Annotated in this window: 17 protein-coding genes and 1 pseudogene; 7 read left to right on the top strand and 11 right to left on the bottom strand. The window is 69.9% G+C overall.

Annotated elements, in window-relative coordinates:
* Nucleotides 1-143: 143 nt before the first annotated feature.
* Nucleotides 144-1,436 carry a Glu-tRNA(Gln) amidotransferase subunit GatD gene (gatD, locus tag OQF71_RS09225; protein WP_280587220.1) on the bottom strand — a complete coding sequence of 431 codons (1,293 nt, stop codon included), beginning with the start codon at nt 1,434-1,436 and terminating at the stop codon, nt 144-146.
* Between the two features lie 174 nt (nt 1,437-1,610).
* Here gatD and OQF71_RS09220 point away from each other — a divergent pair, with 174 nt between their 5' ends.
* On the top strand, nt 1,611-1,973 hold the full coding sequence (locus OQF71_RS09220) for an Hsp20/alpha crystallin family protein (RefSeq protein WP_280587224.1): 363 nt from the start codon (nt 1,611-1,613) through the stop codon (nt 1,971-1,973).
* A 115-nt stretch (nt 1,974-2,088) separates the two neighbouring features.
* Complete coding sequence (gene deoC / locus OQF71_RS09215; protein ID WP_280587219.1) at nt 2,089-2,742, top strand: deoxyribose-phosphate aldolase; 654 nt, start codon at nt 2,089-2,091, stop codon at nt 2,740-2,742.
* On the opposite strand, the gene OQF71_RS09210 is transcribed toward deoC, so the two are convergent.
* Nucleotides 2,739-5,117, bottom strand: coding sequence for a methyl-accepting chemotaxis protein (locus tag OQF71_RS09210; RefSeq protein ID WP_280587218.1), 2,379 nt, complete (start codon nt 5,115-5,117; stop codon nt 2,739-2,741). The two genes, deoC and OQF71_RS09210, sit on opposite strands and share 4 nt — an antisense overlap.
* Nucleotides 5,117-6,276: pseudogene (locus OQF71_RS09205) on the bottom strand (BMP family protein). The gene OQF71_RS09210 and the pseudogene OQF71_RS09205 overlap by 1 nt, the downstream one beginning before the upstream one ends.
* A gap of 185 nt (nt 6,277-6,461) precedes the next feature.
* On the opposite strand from OQF71_RS09205, the gene OQF71_RS09200 reads away from it, so the two are divergent.
* A complete protein-coding gene (locus OQF71_RS09200) occupies nt 6,462-6,692 on the top strand; it encodes a hypothetical protein (protein WP_280587217.1) in 231 nt (76 codons plus the stop codon).
* 42 nt (nt 6,693-6,734) lie between these two features.
* On the opposite strand, the gene OQF71_RS09195 is transcribed toward OQF71_RS09200, so the two are convergent.
* Nucleotides 6,735-7,133 carry a helix-turn-helix domain-containing protein gene (locus tag OQF71_RS09195; RefSeq protein WP_280587215.1) on the bottom strand — a complete coding sequence of 133 codons (399 nt, stop codon included), beginning with the start codon at nt 7,131-7,133 and terminating at the stop codon, nt 6,735-6,737.
* Nucleotides 7,134-7,247: 114 nt separating this feature from the next.
* Nucleotides 7,248-8,135 carry a universal stress protein gene (locus OQF71_RS09190; RefSeq protein WP_280587213.1) on the bottom strand — a complete coding sequence of 296 codons (888 nt, stop codon included), beginning with the start codon at nt 8,133-8,135 and terminating at the stop codon, nt 7,248-7,250.
* A 161-nt stretch (nt 8,136-8,296) separates the two neighbouring features.
* Here OQF71_RS09190 and OQF71_RS09185 point away from each other — a divergent pair, with 161 nt between their 5' ends.
* Nucleotides 8,297-8,464, top strand: coding sequence for a hypothetical protein (locus OQF71_RS09185; RefSeq protein ID WP_280587211.1), 168 nt, complete (start codon nt 8,297-8,299; stop codon nt 8,462-8,464).
* A gap of 41 nt (nt 8,465-8,505) precedes the next feature.
* Here OQF71_RS09185 and OQF71_RS09180 read toward each other — a convergent pair whose 3' ends face one another.
* The 3 genes from OQF71_RS09180 to OQF71_RS09170 all read right to left on the bottom strand — a co-directional run bounded on the left by OQF71_RS09180 (nt 8,506) and on the right by OQF71_RS09170 (nt 11,194).
* Nucleotides 8,506-9,291 (bottom strand): ABC transporter ATP-binding protein, encoded by a 786-nt coding sequence (locus OQF71_RS09180; protein WP_280587222.1) that lies wholly within the window; start codon nt 9,289-9,291, stop codon nt 8,506-8,508.
* A 74-nt stretch (nt 9,292-9,365) separates the two neighbouring features.
* Entirely contained in the window at nt 9,366-10,169 is an 804-nt protein-coding gene (locus tag OQF71_RS09175) for an ABC transporter permease (RefSeq protein WP_280587210.1), read from the bottom strand.
* Nucleotides 10,169-11,194: an ABC transporter substrate-binding protein gene (locus OQF71_RS09170; protein WP_280587209.1), complete on the bottom strand. Its 1,026-nt coding sequence runs from the start codon at nt 11,192-11,194 to the stop codon at nt 10,169-10,171. The genes OQF71_RS09175 and OQF71_RS09170 overlap by 1 nt, the downstream gene beginning before the upstream one ends.
* Before the next feature lie 226 nt (nt 11,195-11,420).
* Here OQF71_RS09170 and OQF71_RS09165 point away from each other — a divergent pair, with 226 nt between their 5' ends.
* Both OQF71_RS09165 and OQF71_RS09160 read left to right on the top strand, forming a co-directional pair.
* Entirely contained in the window at nt 11,421-12,332 is a 912-nt protein-coding gene (locus tag OQF71_RS09165; RefSeq protein WP_280587208.1) for a 1,4-dihydroxy-2-naphthoyl-CoA synthase, read from the top strand.
* Between the two features lie 88 nt (nt 12,333-12,420).
* Nucleotides 12,421-12,789 carry a cupin domain-containing protein gene (locus tag OQF71_RS09160; RefSeq protein ID WP_280587207.1) on the top strand — a complete coding sequence of 123 codons (369 nt, stop codon included), beginning with the start codon at nt 12,421-12,423 and terminating at the stop codon, nt 12,787-12,789.
* 459 nt (nt 12,790-13,248) lie between these two features.
* Here the strand turns inward: OQF71_RS09160 and OQF71_RS09155 are convergent, their stop codons facing one another.
* Together OQF71_RS09155 and OQF71_RS09150 are read right to left on the bottom strand one after the other, a co-directional pair.
* A complete protein-coding gene (locus tag OQF71_RS09155) occupies nt 13,249-13,800 on the bottom strand; it encodes a hypothetical protein (protein ID WP_280587206.1) in 552 nt (183 codons plus the stop codon).
* An 86-nt stretch (nt 13,801-13,886) separates the two neighbouring features.
* Nucleotides 13,887-14,231 carry a hypothetical protein gene (locus tag OQF71_RS09150; protein WP_280587204.1) on the bottom strand — a complete coding sequence of 115 codons (345 nt, stop codon included), beginning with the start codon at nt 14,229-14,231 and terminating at the stop codon, nt 13,887-13,889.
* A gap of 118 nt (nt 14,232-14,349) precedes the next feature.
* Here OQF71_RS09150 and OQF71_RS09145 point away from each other — a divergent pair, with 118 nt between their 5' ends.
* Nucleotides 14,350-17,124 carry an AAA domain-containing protein gene (locus OQF71_RS09145; protein ID WP_280587203.1) on the top strand — a complete coding sequence of 925 codons (2,775 nt, stop codon included), beginning with the start codon at nt 14,350-14,352 and terminating at the stop codon, nt 17,122-17,124.
* Nucleotides 17,125-17,155: 31 nt separating this feature from the next.
* On the opposite strand, the gene OQF71_RS09140 is transcribed toward OQF71_RS09145, so the two are convergent.
* Entirely contained in the window at nt 17,156-17,872 is a 717-nt protein-coding gene (locus OQF71_RS09140; protein ID WP_280587202.1) for a DUF47 family protein, read from the bottom strand.
* Nucleotides 17,873-18,040: the final 168 nt, after the last annotated feature.

Below are 18,040 nucleotides of genomic sequence, written 5' to 3'. Positions count from 1 at the left end.
CCGCGGGACGCAGTCCTCGCGGCGCGCGCCCCACGTGTCCCGCGTGAACGCCGCGATCGCGCCGGCGTCGGCCGGGCGGGCCTCGCGGACGACGGGGGCGGGCGCCGAGTCTGCGGCGGGCGACGGCTCCCCTTCCGAGCCCGTCATCGCCAGGGCTGCGACTCCTCGGTGAGCTCGCCGGCGAGGTCGCGTCCCATCGCCGCCTCCGGGTCGGACAGGTTCGCCAGCGCCCACATCAGCTTCACTTTCGCGGTGCCGGGGAGGGTGTCGCCGGCCTCGACGACGCCGGCGTCGAGGAGGTCGCGGCCGGTGTCGTACACGCGGTCGCAGACGCGACCGGCGAGGCACTGGCTGGTCATGGCGACGACGGTCCCGTCCTCGACCAGCTCCGCGATCCGCGGGATGAGGTCGGTGTGGACGTGGCCGAGGCCGGTCCCCTCGATCACGACGCCGTCCTTGCCGTCGAGGTAGTCCCACGCGGCCGGGTCCATGCCCGGCGTGAACTTCGCCAGCTCCACGTCGCCGTCGAGGTCGGGCGCGAGGTCGGCGTCGGTACCGTCCTCGCCCCGCGGGAGTCGCTCGCGGCGCCACTCGATCGCCGCGTCGGCCGCGTCGCCGTCGGCGCCCGCCTCGGCCGCGGTCTCGTAGTCGATGACCCCGAGGGGCGCGGCGCCGACCGTCTCGAAGGCGTCGCGGCGGGAGGTGTGGTTCTTCCGGACGCGGGTGCCGCGGTGGAGCGCGCAGGCGTCGTCGGAGGCGCTCGCGTGCATGCAGACGAGCGTCTCGGCGTGGTCGGCCTTCGCGGCCTCGACCGCGCACACCGCGTTCATCACGTTGTCGGAGGAGGGGCGGTCCGCGGAGCGCTGGCTTCCGGTAAACACGACCGGGACGGGCGAGTCGAGCATGAAGGATAGCGCGGACGCGGAGTACTGCATCGTGTCGGTGCCGTGCATCACGACGACGCCGTCTGCGCCGGCCTCGATCTCCTCGGACACGGCCTCGGCGAGCTCCCGCCAGATGGCCGGCTCCATGTTCTCGGAGAGGATGTTGGCGACGACGCGCCCGCGGTAGTTCGCCCGGCCGGCCAGGTCGGGGACCGCTCGCAACACGTCCTCGGCGTCGAACTGGGCGGTGACCGCGCCGGTCCGGTAGTCGACGGTGGAGGCGATCGTCCCGCCGGTGGAGATGAGCGAGATCGTCGGTAGGTCGTCGTCGAAGGTGATCTCGGAGGCCTCGCCGCCGCCCGCATCGGTCCCCTCGTCGACGTCGCGGGCGCCCGATTCGAGCACTTCCACGTCGGCCGCGTCGCGGTCGACGCCGACGTTGTACCCCCCGTCGAGCTTGACGACAAGGTGGTCGCGAGTCGTCGAGGGGAGCAGTACGCCCTCGTTCGTGACGTCCCCGCGCTCGACGCGGACGCGATCTCCCGGTTGCATACCACCCGCTTCCCCTGCGGCGGACTTGAATCCAACCGTTCGGCCGCGGCGACCGCGCTCGGCGGTACCGCCGGCCCATTCTCTCCCGTATTGGTATCAACCCGCACGATTCAAAATGGGTATATAGAATCGCTACCGTATTGCCAACTGCATTCGAGGTGGTCAGCAATGGCCATGCCGACGCCAGCAAGTTCGTGGACACAGGGACTCGACTTCCCGAGCCGACTGTTCGAATCGAGTGGTAACGACTACGAACTGTACGAGGAGGACGACGAGTTCGTCCTCGCGATAGAGCTCCCCGGGTTCGACCCCGAGGAGATCACGGCCTCGTGGGACGCCGGCGTGCTCAACGTGGCCGGCGAGCACGAGGACGATCGGCGCGGCGCGCGCCGGACCTACCACCGCCGGTTCCGCTTCCCGAAGACCGTCGACGAGGACGCCATCGAGGCGTCTTACCGGAAGGGCATCCTCACCGTGCGGCTCCCCGTCGTCGCCGACGCGGCGGTGACCGGCACCGAGATCGAGATCGAGAGCTGACGCGGCGGGTTCCCCGTCGCTCGGACCGTTCGCGAACCGATGCGCCTCTTCTCGAATCGATACCGCCCCTTCTCAGGTCGATACGCCTTTTATCGGTCGCACGAACCGTGAGCGCATGGACCGCGACGAGTTCGCCGCCAGCATCGACCACACCGTGCTCGGCCCGGAGACGACGTGGGGCGACGTGGAGACCGTCCTCGACGAGGCGGCCGACCACGGGATGAACGCCTGTATCCCGCCCTGTTACCTTCCGGAGGCGGCGGACTACGAGAACGCCCCGGAGACGATCGCGACCGTCGTCGGGTTCCCGCACGGCCAGCACGTCCCGGAGGCGAAGCGAGACGAGGCGGTCGGCGCCTGGGGAGACGGCGCCGACGAGATCGACTTGGTGATCAACGTCGGCCGCCTGAAGGCGGGCGAGGACGACGCCGTCGCCGCCGAGATATCCGACGTGGTCGCCGCGGTGCCGGTCCCGGTGAAGGTTATCATCGAGACCGCGCTCCTGACCGACGCGGCGAAACGCCGCGCCTGCGAGGCCGCCGTCGAGGCCGACGCCGACATGGTGAAGACCTCGACCGGGTTCGCCGACGGCGGCGCCACGGTTCCCGACGTGGAACTGATGAGCGAGTACCTCCCGGTGAAGGCCTCCGGCGGTGTCGGCTCCTACGAGGAGGCGCTAGCGATGCTCGACGCGGGCGCGGCGAGGATCGGCGCCTCCTCGGGCGTCGCCATCGTCGAGGGATACCCCGAGAACGGGGACGAGAACTAGCGCCCGTCAGACGACGAACCCCGTCCGTCACCGTCGGCGGCGAGACCGTCTCCGCGCGTCGTGTCGGCGGCGGCGCCCGCACCTGCATCGACGCTCTCTCCACTCTCGTCGCCGTCAATATCGTCGGGGTCAACGTCGACCTCGAACGCCGAGACGGACTCCGAGAGCGCCTCGGCCTGCCCCCGGAGCCGGTCGGCGTTCTCGGCGATGGTGGTGACGGTCGCCGTCTGCTCCTCGGCGGCGGCGGACACCTGTTCGGAGCCGGTAGCGACCTCTCCGCTCACCTCGGCCGCGTCCTCGACGCCCTCGACCGCGCGCTGGGTCGACCGCGCCTGATCCTCGGCGGCCTCGCTTATCTCTTGGACGCCGTGGTTCGTCTCCTCGACCGCGTCGACGACGGCTTCGAGCGACGACGACGCCTCGCGGACGGTGTCGGACCCCTCGTCGATCCGCGCGTTCGTCTCGCGGATGTCGTCGACCGTCTCGTCCGCCTCGCCGCGCACGGCATCTATCTGTGACTCGATCTCGGCGGCGGCCTCCTGCGTCTCCTCCGCGAGATCCTTGACCTCGTCGGCGACGACCGCGAAGCCCTCGCCGGCCTCGCCCGCGCGGGCGGCCTCGATGGAGGCGTTCAGCGCGAGGATGTTCGTCTGCTCGGCCACGTCGGTGATGAACTCGACGACCTCGTCGATCTCGTCCATGCGGTCGTCGAGCGACTCCATCTGCTCGACCGCGGCCGCGGAGCGCTCCTCGATCGCGTCCATCTCGTCGAGCGCCTCTCCGGCGGCCTCGCGGCCGGTCGCGCCGCGCTCCGAGGCGGCCTCGGCGGTCTCCGCGACGGACGCGGCCGACGACGCGACCTCCTCGATGCTCGCGGAGAGGTCGCTCATTTCACCGCTCACCGTGTCGAGCCGCTCGTCCTGTCTGACCGCTCCGTCGGCGATCTCCTGAATCTGCTCGCTGACGGTCCCGCTCGCGGTCTCGACCTCGTCGGCGCCGGCCGCGAGGTCCGCGCTCGCGTCGTCGACCTCGGCGGCGAAGGCGGCGACCCGCGCTGTGGTCCGCTCCAGTTGGAACACCATGTCGTTGAACTCCTCGGCGATCTCCCGCATCGCGTCCCGATCCGCGTCGGGATCCATCCGCTGGGTGAGGTCGCCGTCGGCGACCGCGCCCATCACCTCGCTGTAGTCGGCCGCGCGTGTCTCCATGTCGCGGGTGACGGCCTCGGCCTCCTCGCGCGCCGCCTCGGCCTCGTCGACCGCGGTCTCGGCCTCGGCGATCCGCTCGCGGAGCGCGTCCCGCATCTCGCCGAAGCTGGTGAACAGCCGACCGATCTCGTCTATCCGGCCGGTCGACAGGTCCACGTTGAGGTCGCCCGACTCGATCCGCTCGGCGCGGTCGCGCAGCCGCGCGAGGGGGAGGACGGTCCGACTACCGAGTACGGCCCCGACGACCCCTAGCGACGCGAGCGTGAGGAGGAGCAGCAGCAGCACCGAGTTCCCCACGTCGTTCCGGACGGCGAAGGCCGTCGACTGGGCGACGCTCGTGACCGCCACCCAGTCGGTTCCGGGGACGGACGCGTACGCGTGGACCTGACCGTCACCGATCCGCGTCGCGGTCGTGGCGTTGCCCTCTCGGACCGTCTCGACGCCGGCGGCGTGTTCATCCTCGTCGACCGTGCCGTCGATGTCGAGGACGGTCTGGCCGGCGGCGTTGAGGATCATCGTCTCCTCGCCGGTGTCGGTGTTCTGGATCCGTTCGAGCTGCGGCTGGATGCGGGTCACCACGACGAGGTATCGGCCGTCGGCCCGCGGCACGGAGCTGGCGAACGCCATCACCGGCCGGTCGTTGAGCACGGGTGACCGGTACGAGCGAGCCGACCGCCAGACCCGGTCGTCGTTGCCGACGCCTTCCGGCACGTCGGCGTCGCTCCACGGCGCGTCGAGGTCGCTCGGTGCGCGCCCCTCCAACGGCTGCTCCGTGCTGGCAACGACCCGGTCTTCCCCCGAGTCGACGAGGTGGATGCTGACGATGTCATCGGAGAGTAGCTCGTCTTTCAACAGGATGTACGCCGGCGCGCGCCGGTCCGATCGGAGCGCGTCGGCCGCCGACATCGACCGCGTCTCGGTGCTCATCCGCTCGGTCCACGAGCCGATCGCGTCGGCCTGGAGGTCACCGGTTTCGGCCAGTTGGGTCGTCGCGTCGGTCTCCACGGTCTGCTCGGTCTGGAGATAGGTGAACGCGCCGCCGGCGACGACGACCGCCGCGACGACGAGGAAGGCGAGCGCGAACTTGGCGGCGTATCGGCGCCGGACCGCGTCCGGGAGGACCCCGCTCGCCGCCCGCGCCAGCCTATCGATAAGTCCGGGAGCCATCAGTTCAACGCCTCCGGGTCCGAGGGGACCGACAGGTCGCCAGCGACGATCCGGTCACCGGACTCAGCGATCGCGGCTCGCACGTCGTCCGGGATCACCGGACCGAGCGACGTGCCGTACACGAGCGCGACACCGTCCTCGGCGAGACCGAGAGCGGTCGTCTCTCCCGTGCCGAGGTCGTCGTCGATCGTCCGTTCGGCGGCGTCGTAAACGGCGGTGCCGACGCGTTTCACCATCGACGCGAGGATCACGTCCGCGTACCGCGGGTTGCTCCGCGACTGGTCGGAGTCGACGCCGATAGCGTACCGGCCGTACTCCTGTGCGGCCTGAAACACCCCGAGACCGCTCCCGCCGGCCGCGTGATACACCACGTCGGCGCCCTGCTCGTACATCTCCGCGGCGGCGGCGTACCCGCTCTCCGGGTCGTCGAAAGCGTCGACGTACGTGGCGAGCGTCGACGCCTCCGAGGTCGCGTGGTCGACGCCGGCGCGGTAGCCGGCCTCGAACTTGCGCACGAGGTCCGACTCGACCCCGCCGACGAAGCCGACGGTCCGCTCGTCGGGAACGGTCGATCCCGCCCCGACCGACGCGTCCCGGCTGGTCACCAGCCCGGCGAGGTGGCCCGCCTGAAACGAACCTTCGTGCTCACGGAACACGTAGCTCGCCACGTTGTCGTGGTCGACGACGGAGTCGATGATCGCGTACCGCTGGTCCGGGTGCTCGCCCGCGACCGCCGAGAGCCCCTCCGCTTGGAGGAAGCCGATACAACAGATAAGGTCATAATCGGGATCGGTCGACGCCGACAGCGCCGCCTGCGTGGTCTGAAGCTCCGGAAAGCCGCTTGGCTCCTCGTTCGCGAACGCCACGTCGTGGTCGAGACGTGCGCGTTGGATCCCTCTGTTGGCCGCGTCGTTGAACGACCGGTCGTCGAGTCCGCCGCGAGCGCGTAGATCATGCCGACCGTCGCGCTGGCGTCGCTCTCGTCGCCGAGCGCTGATTCGTCGTTCGTCGTCGCCGCGTTCGTCTCGTCCCGGGTCGAAGTCGAGCCGTCGCCCGATTCGCCGCCCAGACACCCGGCGAGCCCGCCGGCCGCGACGGCGCCGAGTCCGGCGACGACCCGTCGACGGGAGACTACCGTCGTCGATCGCGTATACGTCATCTGTTAGGCTTCGATGAACTGGGTATAAAACGGACACGCGCAAATTATCAACAGAAATAGTAAGTTCGGCAAGACATGATGTGCCGATATAACACGCCACAACCGAACTCCGAGTCAACCCGCGCGTTCTCTCGCCGTGAGAACGCCGTCCTACCCATTTATATACAGAGTCCGTACCGAGGGGTATGAGTCATTCGACCGGACCCGAATCGCATGGTTTAGACCTCGACACGGCTTTCAAGGCGTTCGGCGCGGTTGGAATTCTCATCGCTGTCGCCCTCACCGTCGGCGTGCTCGTGCTGACGAACCCGTTCGGCGGGTTCGTCAAGACGTCCCCCGCGGTGTTCGGGAGCCTGCTGTCCGCGGGCCTGCTCGCCGCCGTCGGCTACGCGACCTACGCGCTGCGGCGTCGCTGAGCGGCCGCGGACCATTCCGACCGAGATCGCGACCGGAGCGGGTTACCTCGACGCCTGTGCGGACTCGGATCGGTCGTGCTTCTCCTCGAACTCCCGAATGAGCTGTCCCATCTTCGCGTACCAGTCGTTGAGCATGCGCTGCATGTCGTCGGCGACCTGCTTCGGGTCTGTCGGCGAGTACACGTGGTAGTAGCCGCCCTCGTCGTAGTTCACCTGCTCTTTGGTGATACAGCCGCTCTTGAGCAGCCGCTGGACCGATCGGTACGCGGTCGAGCGCTCGCGGTCGACGGCCTCCGCGACCGCGTCGATAGTCATGGGCTCGTCGCTCTCGACCAGCGTCGTGAAACACTGTCGGTCGAGCGGTTTGAGCCCGTGAAAACACTCCAAGAGGCCCTCACACTCCATGTCGCTGCGAAGCTGCTGTGATAGCGAATCCGGCATGGGTTTGTCAACGGTACGGTGCGTACGGGTAAAACAGTTGTGCAGATATACTACAATAACGTGAACTTCCCGCGCGGGGAAGAGCCGGTGGGCCGTCGGCGGCGTGCGGCGAGGCTACGCCGACCGTGGCGGCGGCACGAGGAAGACGTTACCCGTCGCGCGGGCGACAACCTCCTCGGAGACGCTGCCGAGCAGCAGTCGGCGCAGCCGGCTGCGGCCGCGGGAGCCGAGCAGCAGCGTGCTCGGATCGTGCTCCGCCTCGGCGGCGAGGATCTCGTCGGCGGGGTCGCCGCGGCGGATCTCCGTGCGTGCGTCGAGCTCCAGCTCGTCGAGCCGATCGGCGAGGTCGTCGAGGCGGTCCTGCGGGTCGGCGTCGCCGCCCGTGTCGTCTTTCGGCGATTCGACGTGTACCAGCGTGACCTCCTCCGTCGCGTGGCGGAGGTACTCGAACGACCGGAACGCGCGCTCGGCGTTCTCGGAGAAGTCCGTCGCGAACAGCGTCCGCTTGAACAGGTGTCGGCGGACCGTCTCGGGCTGGTCGACGGCGCGCTCGATGCGGTCGACGAGGAGCGGCACGACCGCCGTACGGGCGAGGTTGCGCGCGGTCGACCCGATCACGCGGTTCTCGAGCGGGCTCTTCCCGCGCGAACCGACCATGATCAGGTCGGCGTTCACGGAGCCCGCGATCCCGTTGATCCGGCGGTGTGGCGTCCCGCGGACGACGTGCGTCTCGACGTCGAACCCGGCGTCTTCGACCGTCGAGCTGTAGCGCCGAAGCGCCTGCTTTCGGCGCTTCTCGAACCCCATCCCGGGCATTCCGGAGTGGACGTTGGAGGGCACGACCGTCACGAGGTGGATCCGGTCGACGCCGATCCGTCCGAGGCAGTTCAGGCCGGTCTCCGATTCGATCATCGACTCGCTCGCCGTCGAGAGGTCGGTCGCGAGCACCGCCGACTTCCCGCTCATCGTCGCCACCCCGGTCGAGCCGCCGCGCAGCGGCATTCAATATTTCTCATAGTACACAATACCGTGCAGCGCATGATAAAATGTTCGGTCGGCGGCCCCCGGAATCGTCCGAACCCGAATCGGGCGACCCGACGTGCGCGGCGTACGGTGCGCCCCGAGCCCGGAAGTATAACCGGCCGGGAGCCGAACGCGGAGCCATGACTGACGACACGATAGCGGCGGCCGTCGAGCGGTTCCTCGACGAGACCGAGTCCGCACTGGACGCCTACGACCAGGGATACGCCGACGCCGATGCGACGCTCTCGGTGGTGCGGACTCACATGGACGAACTGGCGGCCGCCGCCGACGAGGCGGACGGGGAGTAGGGTCGAACCGGGCCGGCATGAAACCCGGCGAGGCCGGCGAGCTACGGCCGCGCGCCGATCAGCTCCCGGACGCGGGCCACGTGTTCTCCAAAGGCCGGGTCGTCGCGCTCGCGGGGACGGTCGACGTCGACGTCGACCACCTCGGCGACGCGGCCGGGTTCGGCGGCCATCACGACGATCCGGTCGGCGAGTGTCACCGCCTCCGCGACGTCGTGCGTGACGAACAGGACCGTCTTCCCGGTCGACGCCCACACGTCGAGCAGTTCCCGCTGGAGCATCTCCCGCGTCTGCGCGTCGACCGCACCGAACGGCTCGTCCATCAGGAGCAGCTCCGGGTCCACGGCGAGCGCCCGCGCGATGGCGACGCGCTGCTTCATCCCCCCCGAGAGCGACTTCGGATACGACTCCCGGAACTCCGCGAGCCCGACGAGGCCGAGCATCTCGTCGACCCGGCGCTCGCGCTCGGCCTCGGACCGATCGCTCCGTTCGAGCCCGAACCCGACGTTTTCCTCGACCGTGAGCCACGGGAACAGGTGGTACTCCTGGAAGACGACGCCCATGTCCGTGGTCGGCCCGGTAACGGGCGTGCCGGCGAGGCGGACCGCCCCGTCGCTGGCGTCGGTGAGCCCGGCGATGATCCGGAACAGCGTCGTCTTCCCGCAGCCTGACGGCCCGACGAGACAGACGAACTCGCTCCCGTCGACCGCGAAGGAGACGTCGTCGAGGGCGCGGACCGGGGGCCCGTCCCCCTCGTACGTCTTTCCGACGGCATCGACGACGACGCCGGACTCCCCGGTGGTCGCGCCCGTGCGGTCGTCCTCCCCCATCGGGCCGTCGTCTTCCCCCATCGGGCCGTCGTCTTCCCCCATCGGGCCGTTGTCCTCCCCCATCGGGCCGTCGTTCATGCCCGCCACACTAACACCCTCCGTTGGACAGCGCGGAACGCCACGTCGACGAGGAGGTACATCAGGCTCAACACGAGGATGTACGCGATCACCGTGTCGACGAGGAGGTTGTTGCTCGCGCGCAGGATCTCACGGCCGACGCCGGGCACGCCGAAGATCTCGGAGGCGACCACGAGCATCCAACAGCGCCCGAGGCCGGTCCGGACCCCGGTCAGGATCCCGGGGAGCGACGCCGGGAGGACGATCGACCGGACCATGTCGAGATCGCCGCCCACGCCGAGCGTGCGGCCCACGTCGAGGAGGTCCTCGGAGACCCCCTCGACGGCGCCGTACGACGCGTAGAAGTTGATCCAGAACGCGCCGACGGCGATGATGAAGGCCGCGCCGGCGTCGTTGATCCCGAACCACGCGATCGCGAAGCCGATCAGCGCGAGGGGCGGGACCGGCCGGAGCGTCCGGACGAGCGGGGCAGTCACGTCGTCGAGGAGCCCGCTCCACGAGAACGCGACGCCGGCGGCGACGCCGAGTCCGGTGCCGACGATCGTCCCCGGGACCCAGTGTCGGACGCTCGACCACAGGGCGGTCGTCATCGTGCCGGAGGAGAGTTCCTCGGCGAACGACCCGCCGACCGCTGCCGGCGAGGGGAGCACGTACGCCGGCTGCGTGAGCGAGACGAGGTGCCAGACGGCCACGAAACCGACGATTCCGGCGGCGCCGCGGGCGAGCCGCCGGGGGTCGTCGAGGCCGAGGCCGGTGCGCAGTTCGTCCCCGTCGAACCGGCCGCCGGTGTCGGTCGCCATCAGAGCGAGTCGTATGCCTCGAAGTCGAAGATCTCCTCGTTCGAGAGCCGTTCGTCGATCTGTCCGTTGTTCGCCGCGAACTCCGAGAACACCGGCGTCGCCTCGGATATCGCGCGGGGATCGGTGACGAAGTTCGACAGCGGCGAGTCGAGCGCGCTCCGGGCGCGATCGGCGGGCATCCCGATTCCCGACTCGACGTGCCCGGCGGTCGCGTCCGGATTCTCACCGATGAAGTCGGTGGCGCGGACGTGTTGTTCGAGGAACTGCGCGGCCAGCGGCGAGTCGCGGACCGCGTCGCTCATCAGCGTGACCGCCGCGGGCTGGCCGGGGAGGATCTCCGCGGCCGTCCGGAGCATCGTGACGGACGAGCCCTCCTCCCGTGCGATCGTCGGCACCGGCTCCATGATCGAGGTGCCGTCGATCTCGTCGTTGGCGATCGCCTGCCATACCGCGCTCGCGCCGTTGATCTCGATGATCTCGACGTTCTCGTTCGCCGCGGGATCGACGCCGGTCTCCCGGAGCCAGTAGCGGAGCAGCACGTCTGGGACGCTCCCCTGCGGGAAGGTGCCGAAGCGGAAGGGGCGCTCGTTCTCCTCGGCCCACGTCGCGAACGCGTCGCCGCCCTCCGCCTCGAAGGCCTCGTGGAACGACTCCTCGGCCATGACCCCCATCGGCTCGCGGATGTTCGCCGCCGTCACCCGCGCGGGGATGTCGCGGTCGATGACGATCATCGCCGGGACGACCCCGAACATGGCGACGTCGATGTCGCCGCCGCCGAACGCCTGCACGATCGCCGGCCCGTCGGTGAACTCCTGGCCGGTGACCTCGGCGTCGATCTCGGAGAAGTACCCCTCGCCCTCCATCACGTACCACTGGAGGTCGGGGTAGATAGGCATGTGCGCGACCGTCAGTTCGTCGAGTTCGCCACCGCCGCCGCCGAGGCAGCCGGCGAGCCCGAGCGTCGCGGAGCCGCCCGCGGCAGCGAGAAAGGACCGACGCGAGGTCGGCGCGTGCGTATCGTACATACCGTACGAACGGACTCCGCGGACAACACCCCCACGTCACCAGCAACGAAAGCGCGTTCCGGTGACGCCAGAAATTCGGCGAAACGCCCATTCGCGGCTTTTTGAGTCCGGTACTGGCGTTCCGGACGTAGACGTTCAGTCACAGATCGGTGCAATTCTTGCGGGCGTGGCGCAGCCACACGGCCGACCCGCCGTCGTTTATGCGATCGGCCGCTAACGTGGGCGCATGGTCTCGGAGATCTTCGACCCAGACGCGTGGGAGCAGGTCACGGACGAGTTCGACGACATCACCTATCACCGCGGCGTCGACGTGCCGGTCGTTCGGATCGCGTTCGACCGCCCCGAGGTCCGGAACGCGTTCCGGCCGGGCACCGTCGACGAGCTGTACGCCGCGCTCGACCACGCGCGCAAGCAGGCGGACGTCGGCTGCGTGCTCCTCACCGGAAACGGGCCCTCGGAGGCGGACGGCGGCTGGGCGTTCTGCTCGGGCGGCGATCAGTCGGTGCGGGGCGGCTCCGGCTACGAGTACCGCGACGACGACGAGGCCGGCGACGAGGACGACCCGCTCGTGAGAGAGGCGCGGGCGGGGCGGCTCCACATCTTAGAGGTCCAGCGGCTGATCCGGTTCATGCCGAAACCCGTCGTCGCGGTCGTCCCCGGCTGGGCGGTCGGCGGCGGCCACTCGCTCCACGTCGTCTGCGATCTGACCCTCGCCAGCGACGAGCACGCGAAGTTCCTCCAGACCGACCCCGACGTGGCCTCCTTCGACGGCGGGTTCGGCTCCGCGTACCTCGCGAAGCAGATCGGCCAGAAGAAGGCCCGCGAGGTGTTCTTCCGCGGGAAGACCTACTCCGCCGAGGAGGCCGAAGACATGGGGATGGTCAACGAGGCGATCCCGCACGAGGCGCTGGAGGAAGTCGCGATCGAGTGGGCCGACGAGATGACGAAGAAGTCGCCGACCGCGATGCGCATGCTGAAGTACGCGTTCAACATGACCGACGACGGGATGGTCGGTCAGCAGGTGTTCGCTGGCGAGGCGACGCGACTGGCGTACATGACCGACGAGGCCCAGGAGGGCCGCGACGCCTTCCTGGAGAAGCGCGAGCCGGAGTTCCGCGACTACCCCTGGCACTACTGAGGGGCGCCGCGGCGCCCGGAGATCCGGGCGGTCGGGCGCCACGGTCCCGCCGCGGCCGTTTATACGCGCGAAGCGCCCACGGAGGCGCATGGAGAAGGTGACCCTCGCAGACGCGTTCGCGTCGATCGACGAGAAGTGGGACCCGCACCTCGCCGGGGAGCCGAACGGGCAGGCCGTGAAGCTCGCGAAGGCGGAAGGCGAGTTCGTCTGGCACAGCCACGCGGACGCCGACGAGCTGTTCCTCGTCACCGACGGGCGCCTTCGGATCGAGTTCCGCGACCGCGACGACGTGACCCTAGATACGGGCGAGCTGCTCGTCGTCCCCCGCGGGACCGAGCACCGCCCGGTCGCCGAGCCGGAGGCGAACCTGCTGCTGTTCGAGCCGGCCGGCACGCGGAACACGGGCGACGTGGAGAACGAACTGACCAGGGAAGAGTTGGAGCGCGTCGACGACTGAGCTGACGCTGTCGGCCGCCTTGTAGCCTTCAACAGACGAGTGTCACAGACAGAATCAATCCCTGGGAGGGACCGAACCGTTCTCGGTGCGGTGGCGCGCCCCGGCGAGCGGCCCGGAGGGCTGCGAGCCGACGGCGCGAGGGAGTCAGTCGCCCGGAGCGGCGCGGAGGGCGACTGACAGGGCGAGAGCGGAGCTCTCGCTTGCAACCGGACGTAGTCCGGTGACGAGGCCGGGGAGGCGTGATGTGCGGTTGCGGGACGGGATTCAAAGGGGCAGCCGCGAGGGCGGCTGGGGCTTTGGAGGCGTTCACCGCTGATCCGCGGTCGACTATGTATCAGCGAACTGCTAGAACGTCCAAACGTTCGCCGAGATCGCACCGGTCGCGATCGGACCGAGGAGAGTGTGTCTGAAATGCGCTCGGTGCACGGACACCGGATCGGCGGCCCGGAAGCCCGCCAATTAATGGAACCCGCGGTCGACGTCGTCCTCGTCGATCAGGTCCTCCAGCTCCGAGGAGAGCAGCGCCTCGGCCTCGTCGAACGCCTCGGAGAGCTCGTCAAGCTCGTCGGGGCGCCCGTCGAACCGGTAATCCATCGGGCCGAACGCGGGCGAGTCGATCGCTTCCATCACGTCCTCGAACAGGTGGTCGGGGCTCGTCGGCGCCTCGGCGTGGACCTTCAGCGTCTCGCGCAGCCGCGTCGCGGCGTCCTTCGCCTCGTCCTCGTCCTCGGGCGGCGACCGGACCGCGAACCGGCCCGCCGACTCCTCGTCCGGGAGGAGCGGGTCGAGCTCGTCGTCGACCTTCCGGGCCACCCGGGCGCCGACGCCGCGGAGATCGCGGGGGTTCTTCGCGTACGTCTTGAGGTGGTAGACGCCGACGCTCGGGTGGCCGAAGTAGAGGTCCTCGCCGAGCCCCTCGCGCCGGGAGCCGGCGACGGCCCGCCAGCCGTCCGGGTCGGTCGAGTCGCTCGCGACGTCGGCGAGGATGTCGTCCCAGTCTCGTACGCGCATGTCGGCGTATCCTAATGAGGAGAGGCGCATGAGCGTGTCGGTCGCGGCGGTGCGGGACCCGCCTCAGTCCGGTATCCGCGCGCCCGTCAGTCCTGCGTGCGTCGGTACCCCATCCGCGCGAGCAGCGCCGTTCCCGCGACGAGGAAGACGACGGAGAAGGGCGTGACGGCGCCGACGGCGACGTCGACGACCCCCCACAGCACGAGCCCGGCGTACAGCGCGGTCCGGAACCGGTTCGTGTCGAACCCCTCGACCGCGACGCCCCAGACGACGAGCAGCGCGATGTAGGCGTTGACGACGACGTCGCCGAGGGCGGCGATCCCCTGCGTCTCCAACCGGGCGTAGCCGCTGACCGCGGACAGCGCCGCCAGCGAGACGACGAAGACGACGACCGCGGGGCGGCCGTAGCGGTAGAGGGTCGAATCGGTCATGCGGCCACGTCGCGGGCGCAGTCGCAAATCGATTTCGGGTCGGCGGCCGTCGCCTCGCCACCGCTCCGCCCACACCGCCCACCGACAGCGTTTTTCGAGCCCGCTCCCGATGACGGCCGTGAACGTTCGGGGGCCGATCCTCTCCGTCGGAGGGACGCGGACGGTGTCGACGTCGTACGGGGACCGGGAGCTCCGCGAGCTCCGGATCCGGCCCGAGCGCGGCGCGGGCGACCCCGTCGACGTGACGCTGTGGGGCAAGTGGGCGGAGACCGCGGAACACGCCGAGCCGGGCATGGAGCTGCTGGTCACCGACGCCGAAGAAGACGAGTTCGGCGGCGAGACGGGGTACGCCACGACGGGCGACTCGTGGGTCGTGCTCGAACCTGACTTCCTCGTCGACGTGACCGGGATCCGCTCGTGGGTGCAGTGCCCGCGGATGTACTATTTAAATAAGCTCTCGGGGATCCCGCTGAACTATCCCGTGGTCAAGGGGACCGTCGTCCACGAGGTGTTCGGCGACCTACTGCGCGGGATGGACCTGGAGGCGTCGGTCGCGGACCGCGTCGAGGAGGCCGGACTCGAGCTCGGCCTGTTGGGCTACGAGCCCGAGGAGGTCGCCGACGAGGTGCGCCGGAACGCGGCGGCGATCGAGGGGTGGCTCGCGCAGGGGACGCTCTCGGACGAGGACACGTGGCGGTCGGAGTTCACCCTCATCTCGCCGACGTTCGGCCTGAAGGGGCGCGCCGACGCGCTCCGTCGCGGGACCCCCGTCGAACTGAAGACCGGGAAGAACACCAAGCGCGAGCCGCGCTTCCACGACAAAATTCAGGCGGCCTGTTACGCGCTGATGCTCGACGAGCGCGGCGTCGACCCCGACATCGGGACGCTGTTGTACACGAAGAACACCGCCCTCGACCGCAACGAGGAGTCGGGCGACCTCGCGCCCGCCAAGGAGTTCTCCGTGGGCCGGGGCCTGCTGGAGTTCGTCGTCCGCGAGCGCAACGCCCTCGCGGCGATGGAGTGGCGCGCGCTCGACGACCCCGGCGAGCGCCCGACCGTCCCCACGGGGTACGAGGCCGACGCGAAGTGCCAGTACTGCTTCGAGCAGGACACCTGCATGGTCGTCTCGGGCCGCCTCGACCAGGAGTCGAAGGCGGGGTCGGTCGGGACCCCGGTCCCGGAGGCGGAGCGCGACTACTTCGACCGCTTCTACGTCGCCCTCGAGGAGGAACGCCGCGAGACCCACGCCGAGTACCGGAAGCTGTGGGAGCAAACCCCCGCGGAGCGCGCCGCCGACGACCGCGCGCTGATCGATCTGGAACCGGTCTCACAGACGGAGATCGACGACGCCCGGTGGCGGCTCCGCGCCCGCAAGCCCGGCGACGCCGTCTCCAAGCTCCGCGAGGGCGACGTGGCGCTCGCGAGCGACGGCGACCCGGTCGACGGGCACGCCGAGCTCGGCCGCATCACCGAACTCGGCGACGAGGTCGTCGTCGAGACCGACGAGCCGGTCGAGCTCCGCCGGCTCGACGTGTACCCCTCCGAGATCTCCGTCGACCGCTCGCTCACCGCGCTCCACGACGCGATCTTAAAAGGGAGCGACGCGCGCAAGGACGTGCTGTTCGGGCGGCGCGAGCCGGCGTTCCGGGCGGCGAGCGAGCACCGGGCGGGAGCCCCCGGAGGCGCCGACGCCGGTCGCCCCGCCGACGCCTCCGGCGCCTACATCGACAACAACGCGTCGCAGAACGAGGCCGTCGGGCTGGCGGTCGACGCCGAGGACTGCGCGCTGATCCACGGCCCGCCGGGCACCGGGAAGACGTACACCATCGCCCGGACGATCCGCGCGCTCGTCGCCGAGGGGAACCGGGTGCTGCTCTCGGCGTTCACCAACCGAGCGGTCGACAACGCCCTCGAAGCCCTCCGCGACCAGGGATTCGAGGACTGGGTCGCGTCCTCGCGACCGGATGGAGCCGGTGAAACCGGAGGAATCCTCCGCGTTGGGACCGAAACCGGCGTCCGCGGCGATATGCAGGACGTGCGCCTCGTCCAGCGCGGCGACCCGAACGCGAAGGCCGCCGAGCTGCGGGACGCGCCGGTCGTCGCCGCCACCACCGCGGCCTGCGGCTCCCGCGTGATGCGCGAGTGCGAGTTCGACGTCGCCCTTGTCGACGAGGCCTCGCAGCTCACGGAGCCCGGTACCCACGCCGCGATCAACCGCGCCGACCGGTTCGTGCTCGTCGGCGATCACGAGCAGCTCCCGCCCGTCGTCCGCGCCGAAAACGACCTCAAAACGTCCCTCTTCCAGCGCCTCATCGAGGCGTACCCCGACGCGAGCGTCATGCTCGACCGCCAGTACCGGATGAGCCAGCGCATCCAGGCGTTCGCCTCCGCGGAGTTCTACGACGGCGCGCTCCGTCCGGCGACCCCCGAGGTGGCGGGCCAGACGCTCCGCGACCTCGGCGTCGACCCTGCCGACCTGCCCGACGGGCTCGCGAGCGGCGTCGACTTCGTCGATCCGGACGGGACCCGCGACGGCAACCGGAACGTCCGGGAGGCCGAGCGCGTCGCGCAGGTCGTCGACGCCTACCTCGCGGCCGGCGTCGACCCCGACGACGTCGGCGTCATCGCCCCCTTCCGCGCGCAGGTCGCGGAGATCGGCCGGCGGACCCCGGTCACGGTCGACACCGTCGACCGGTTCCAGGGCTCCTCGAAGGAGGTGATCGTCGTCTCCTTGGTCGCGACCGGCGACCTCGACGGCCCGATCTTCGAGGACCACCGCCGGATGAACGTCGCGCTCACGCGGGCGAAAAAGCAGCTGACGCTCGTCGGCGACGCCGACGCGCTCGGGTCGGAGCCGTTCTACGAGCGCATGCTCGAATGGGCGCGGCGCTGAGACGGTCGCCGGCCGGCCCGGTTTGATACCTCTACTCCTCGTCCGCGTCGGGGTCGGCCTCCGTGACGATCCCCGGCTCCTTGCTGGCGATGACGACGATCCGGTCGGTGAGGTCCTCGATCGTGTTCGCCAGTTCGTCTAAGAGGATCGCGAGCTCGCGGTAGACGAGGGGTTCGTCGATCGCCCCGTCGGCGAAGGCGGTCGCGATGGCGTCGTTGCGGAGCTCGTCGCACTCGCTCTCCAGCGCGCGGATCGACTCGATCCCCTCCGTGAGCGTCTCGGTGGCGTCGCTGCGCGCGAGCCCGTAGACGAACCGGGTCACGACGTCGCCGAGGACCGCGACCATCTCGACGATGTGGGTCGCCATCTCGCGCATGTCGCGGAACGGTTCGACGTCGGCGTCGGGCCGCATCATGATAACCTCTTGGACGATCCGCTCGGTGTGGTTCGCCACCACGTCGAGCTCCGTGTAGAAGTCGAGCAGCGCGGACTCGTTGAAGTTGATCCGCGTGTTCAGGAGGCCGATGTCGTCCGGGCCGGCGTTGGTGATGACACCCCGGATCTCCCGGACGAGGCCGTCGCACTCGCTCTCGATGGCGGCGATCTCGTCGGCCGTCTCGCGGTACGGGCCGCCGCTCGCGTACTCGTCGAGCGCCCGCGGGAGGAGCGCGACGCAGTCGTTTATCCGGTCGAGGTACGTCTCGGTGTGTTCCTCCAACCGCTCTCCGAAATCGGCGTCGGTGGACATGTCTCGTCCCACGCGCGTCGGGAGTAAAGAGGTTCCCTCGCGTCTCGTCGACCGTGAGGGTTCGGCGGTCGCGTTCTCCGGGGGGGGGGGTCGCGATTATTTTTATGTTGTCGGCCGCGTCGAGCGCCGCCTCGCCGTCCGGGACGACGAACCCCGGGCGCCCGGGGG

The organism is Halorubrum sp. Boch-26 (genome assembly GCF_029889805.1).
Taxonomy (GTDB): Archaea; Halobacteriota; Halobacteria; order Halobacteriales; family Haloferacaceae; genus Halorubrum.
Note: the sequence above shows the minus strand (reverse complement) of the source record. Positions and strands in the feature narration are given on the sequence as shown.

Bases quoted from the DNA above. Each gene is read 5' to 3' on its own strand.
- OQF71_RS09155 (WP_280587206.1), bottom strand. From the start codon at position 13,800: ATGCGCGTACGAGACTGGGACGACATCCTCGCCGACGTCGCGAGCGAC.
- deoC (WP_280587219.1), top strand. From the start codon at position 2,089: ATGGACCGCGACGAGTTCGCCGCCAGCATCGACCACACCGTGCTCGGC.
- OQF71_RS09160 (WP_280587207.1), top strand. From the start codon at position 12,421: ATGGAGAAGGTGACCCTCGCAGACGCGTTCGCGTCGATCGACGAGAAG.
- OQF71_RS09140 (WP_280587202.1), bottom strand. From the start codon at position 17,872: ATGTCCACCGACGCCGATTTCGGAGAGCGGTTGGAGGAACACACCGAG.
- OQF71_RS09175 (WP_280587210.1), bottom strand. From the start codon at position 10,169: ATGGCGACCGACACCGGCGGCCGGTTCGACGGGGACGAACTGCGCACC.
- OQF71_RS09170 (WP_280587209.1), bottom strand. From the start codon at position 11,194: ATGTACGATACGCACGCGCCGACCTCGCGTCGGTCCTTTCTCGCTGCC.
- OQF71_RS09190 (WP_280587213.1), bottom strand. From the start codon at position 8,135: ATGCCGCTGCGCGGCGGCTCGACCGGGGTGGCGACGATGAGCGGGAAG.
- OQF71_RS09150 (WP_280587204.1), bottom strand. From the start codon at position 14,231: ATGACCGATTCGACCCTCTACCGCTACGGCCGCCCCGCGGTCGTCGTC.
- OQF71_RS09165 (WP_280587208.1), top strand. From the start codon at position 11,421: ATGGTCTCGGAGATCTTCGACCCAGACGCGTGGGAGCAGGTCACGGAC.
- OQF71_RS09185 (WP_280587211.1), top strand. From the start codon at position 8,297: ATGACTGACGACACGATAGCGGCGGCCGTCGAGCGGTTCCTCGACGAG.
- OQF71_RS09195 (WP_280587215.1), bottom strand. From the start codon at position 7,133: ATGCCGGATTCGCTATCACAGCAGCTTCGCAGCGACATGGAGTGTGAG.
- OQF71_RS09200 (WP_280587217.1), top strand. From the start codon at position 6,462: ATGAGTCATTCGACCGGACCCGAATCGCATGGTTTAGACCTCGACACG.
- OQF71_RS09180 (WP_280587222.1), bottom strand. From the start codon at position 9,291: ATGGGGGAGGACGACCGCACGGGCGCGACCACCGGGGAGTCCGGCGTC.
- OQF71_RS09210 (WP_280587218.1), bottom strand. From the start codon at position 5,117: ATGGCTCCCGGACTTATCGATAGGCTGGCGCGGGCGGCGAGCGGGGTC.
- OQF71_RS09220 (WP_280587224.1), top strand. From the start codon at position 1,611: ATGCCGACGCCAGCAAGTTCGTGGACACAGGGACTCGACTTCCCGAGC.
- gatD (WP_280587220.1), bottom strand. From the start codon at position 1,436: ATGCAACCGGGAGATCGCGTCCGCGTCGAGCGCGGGGACGTCACGAAC.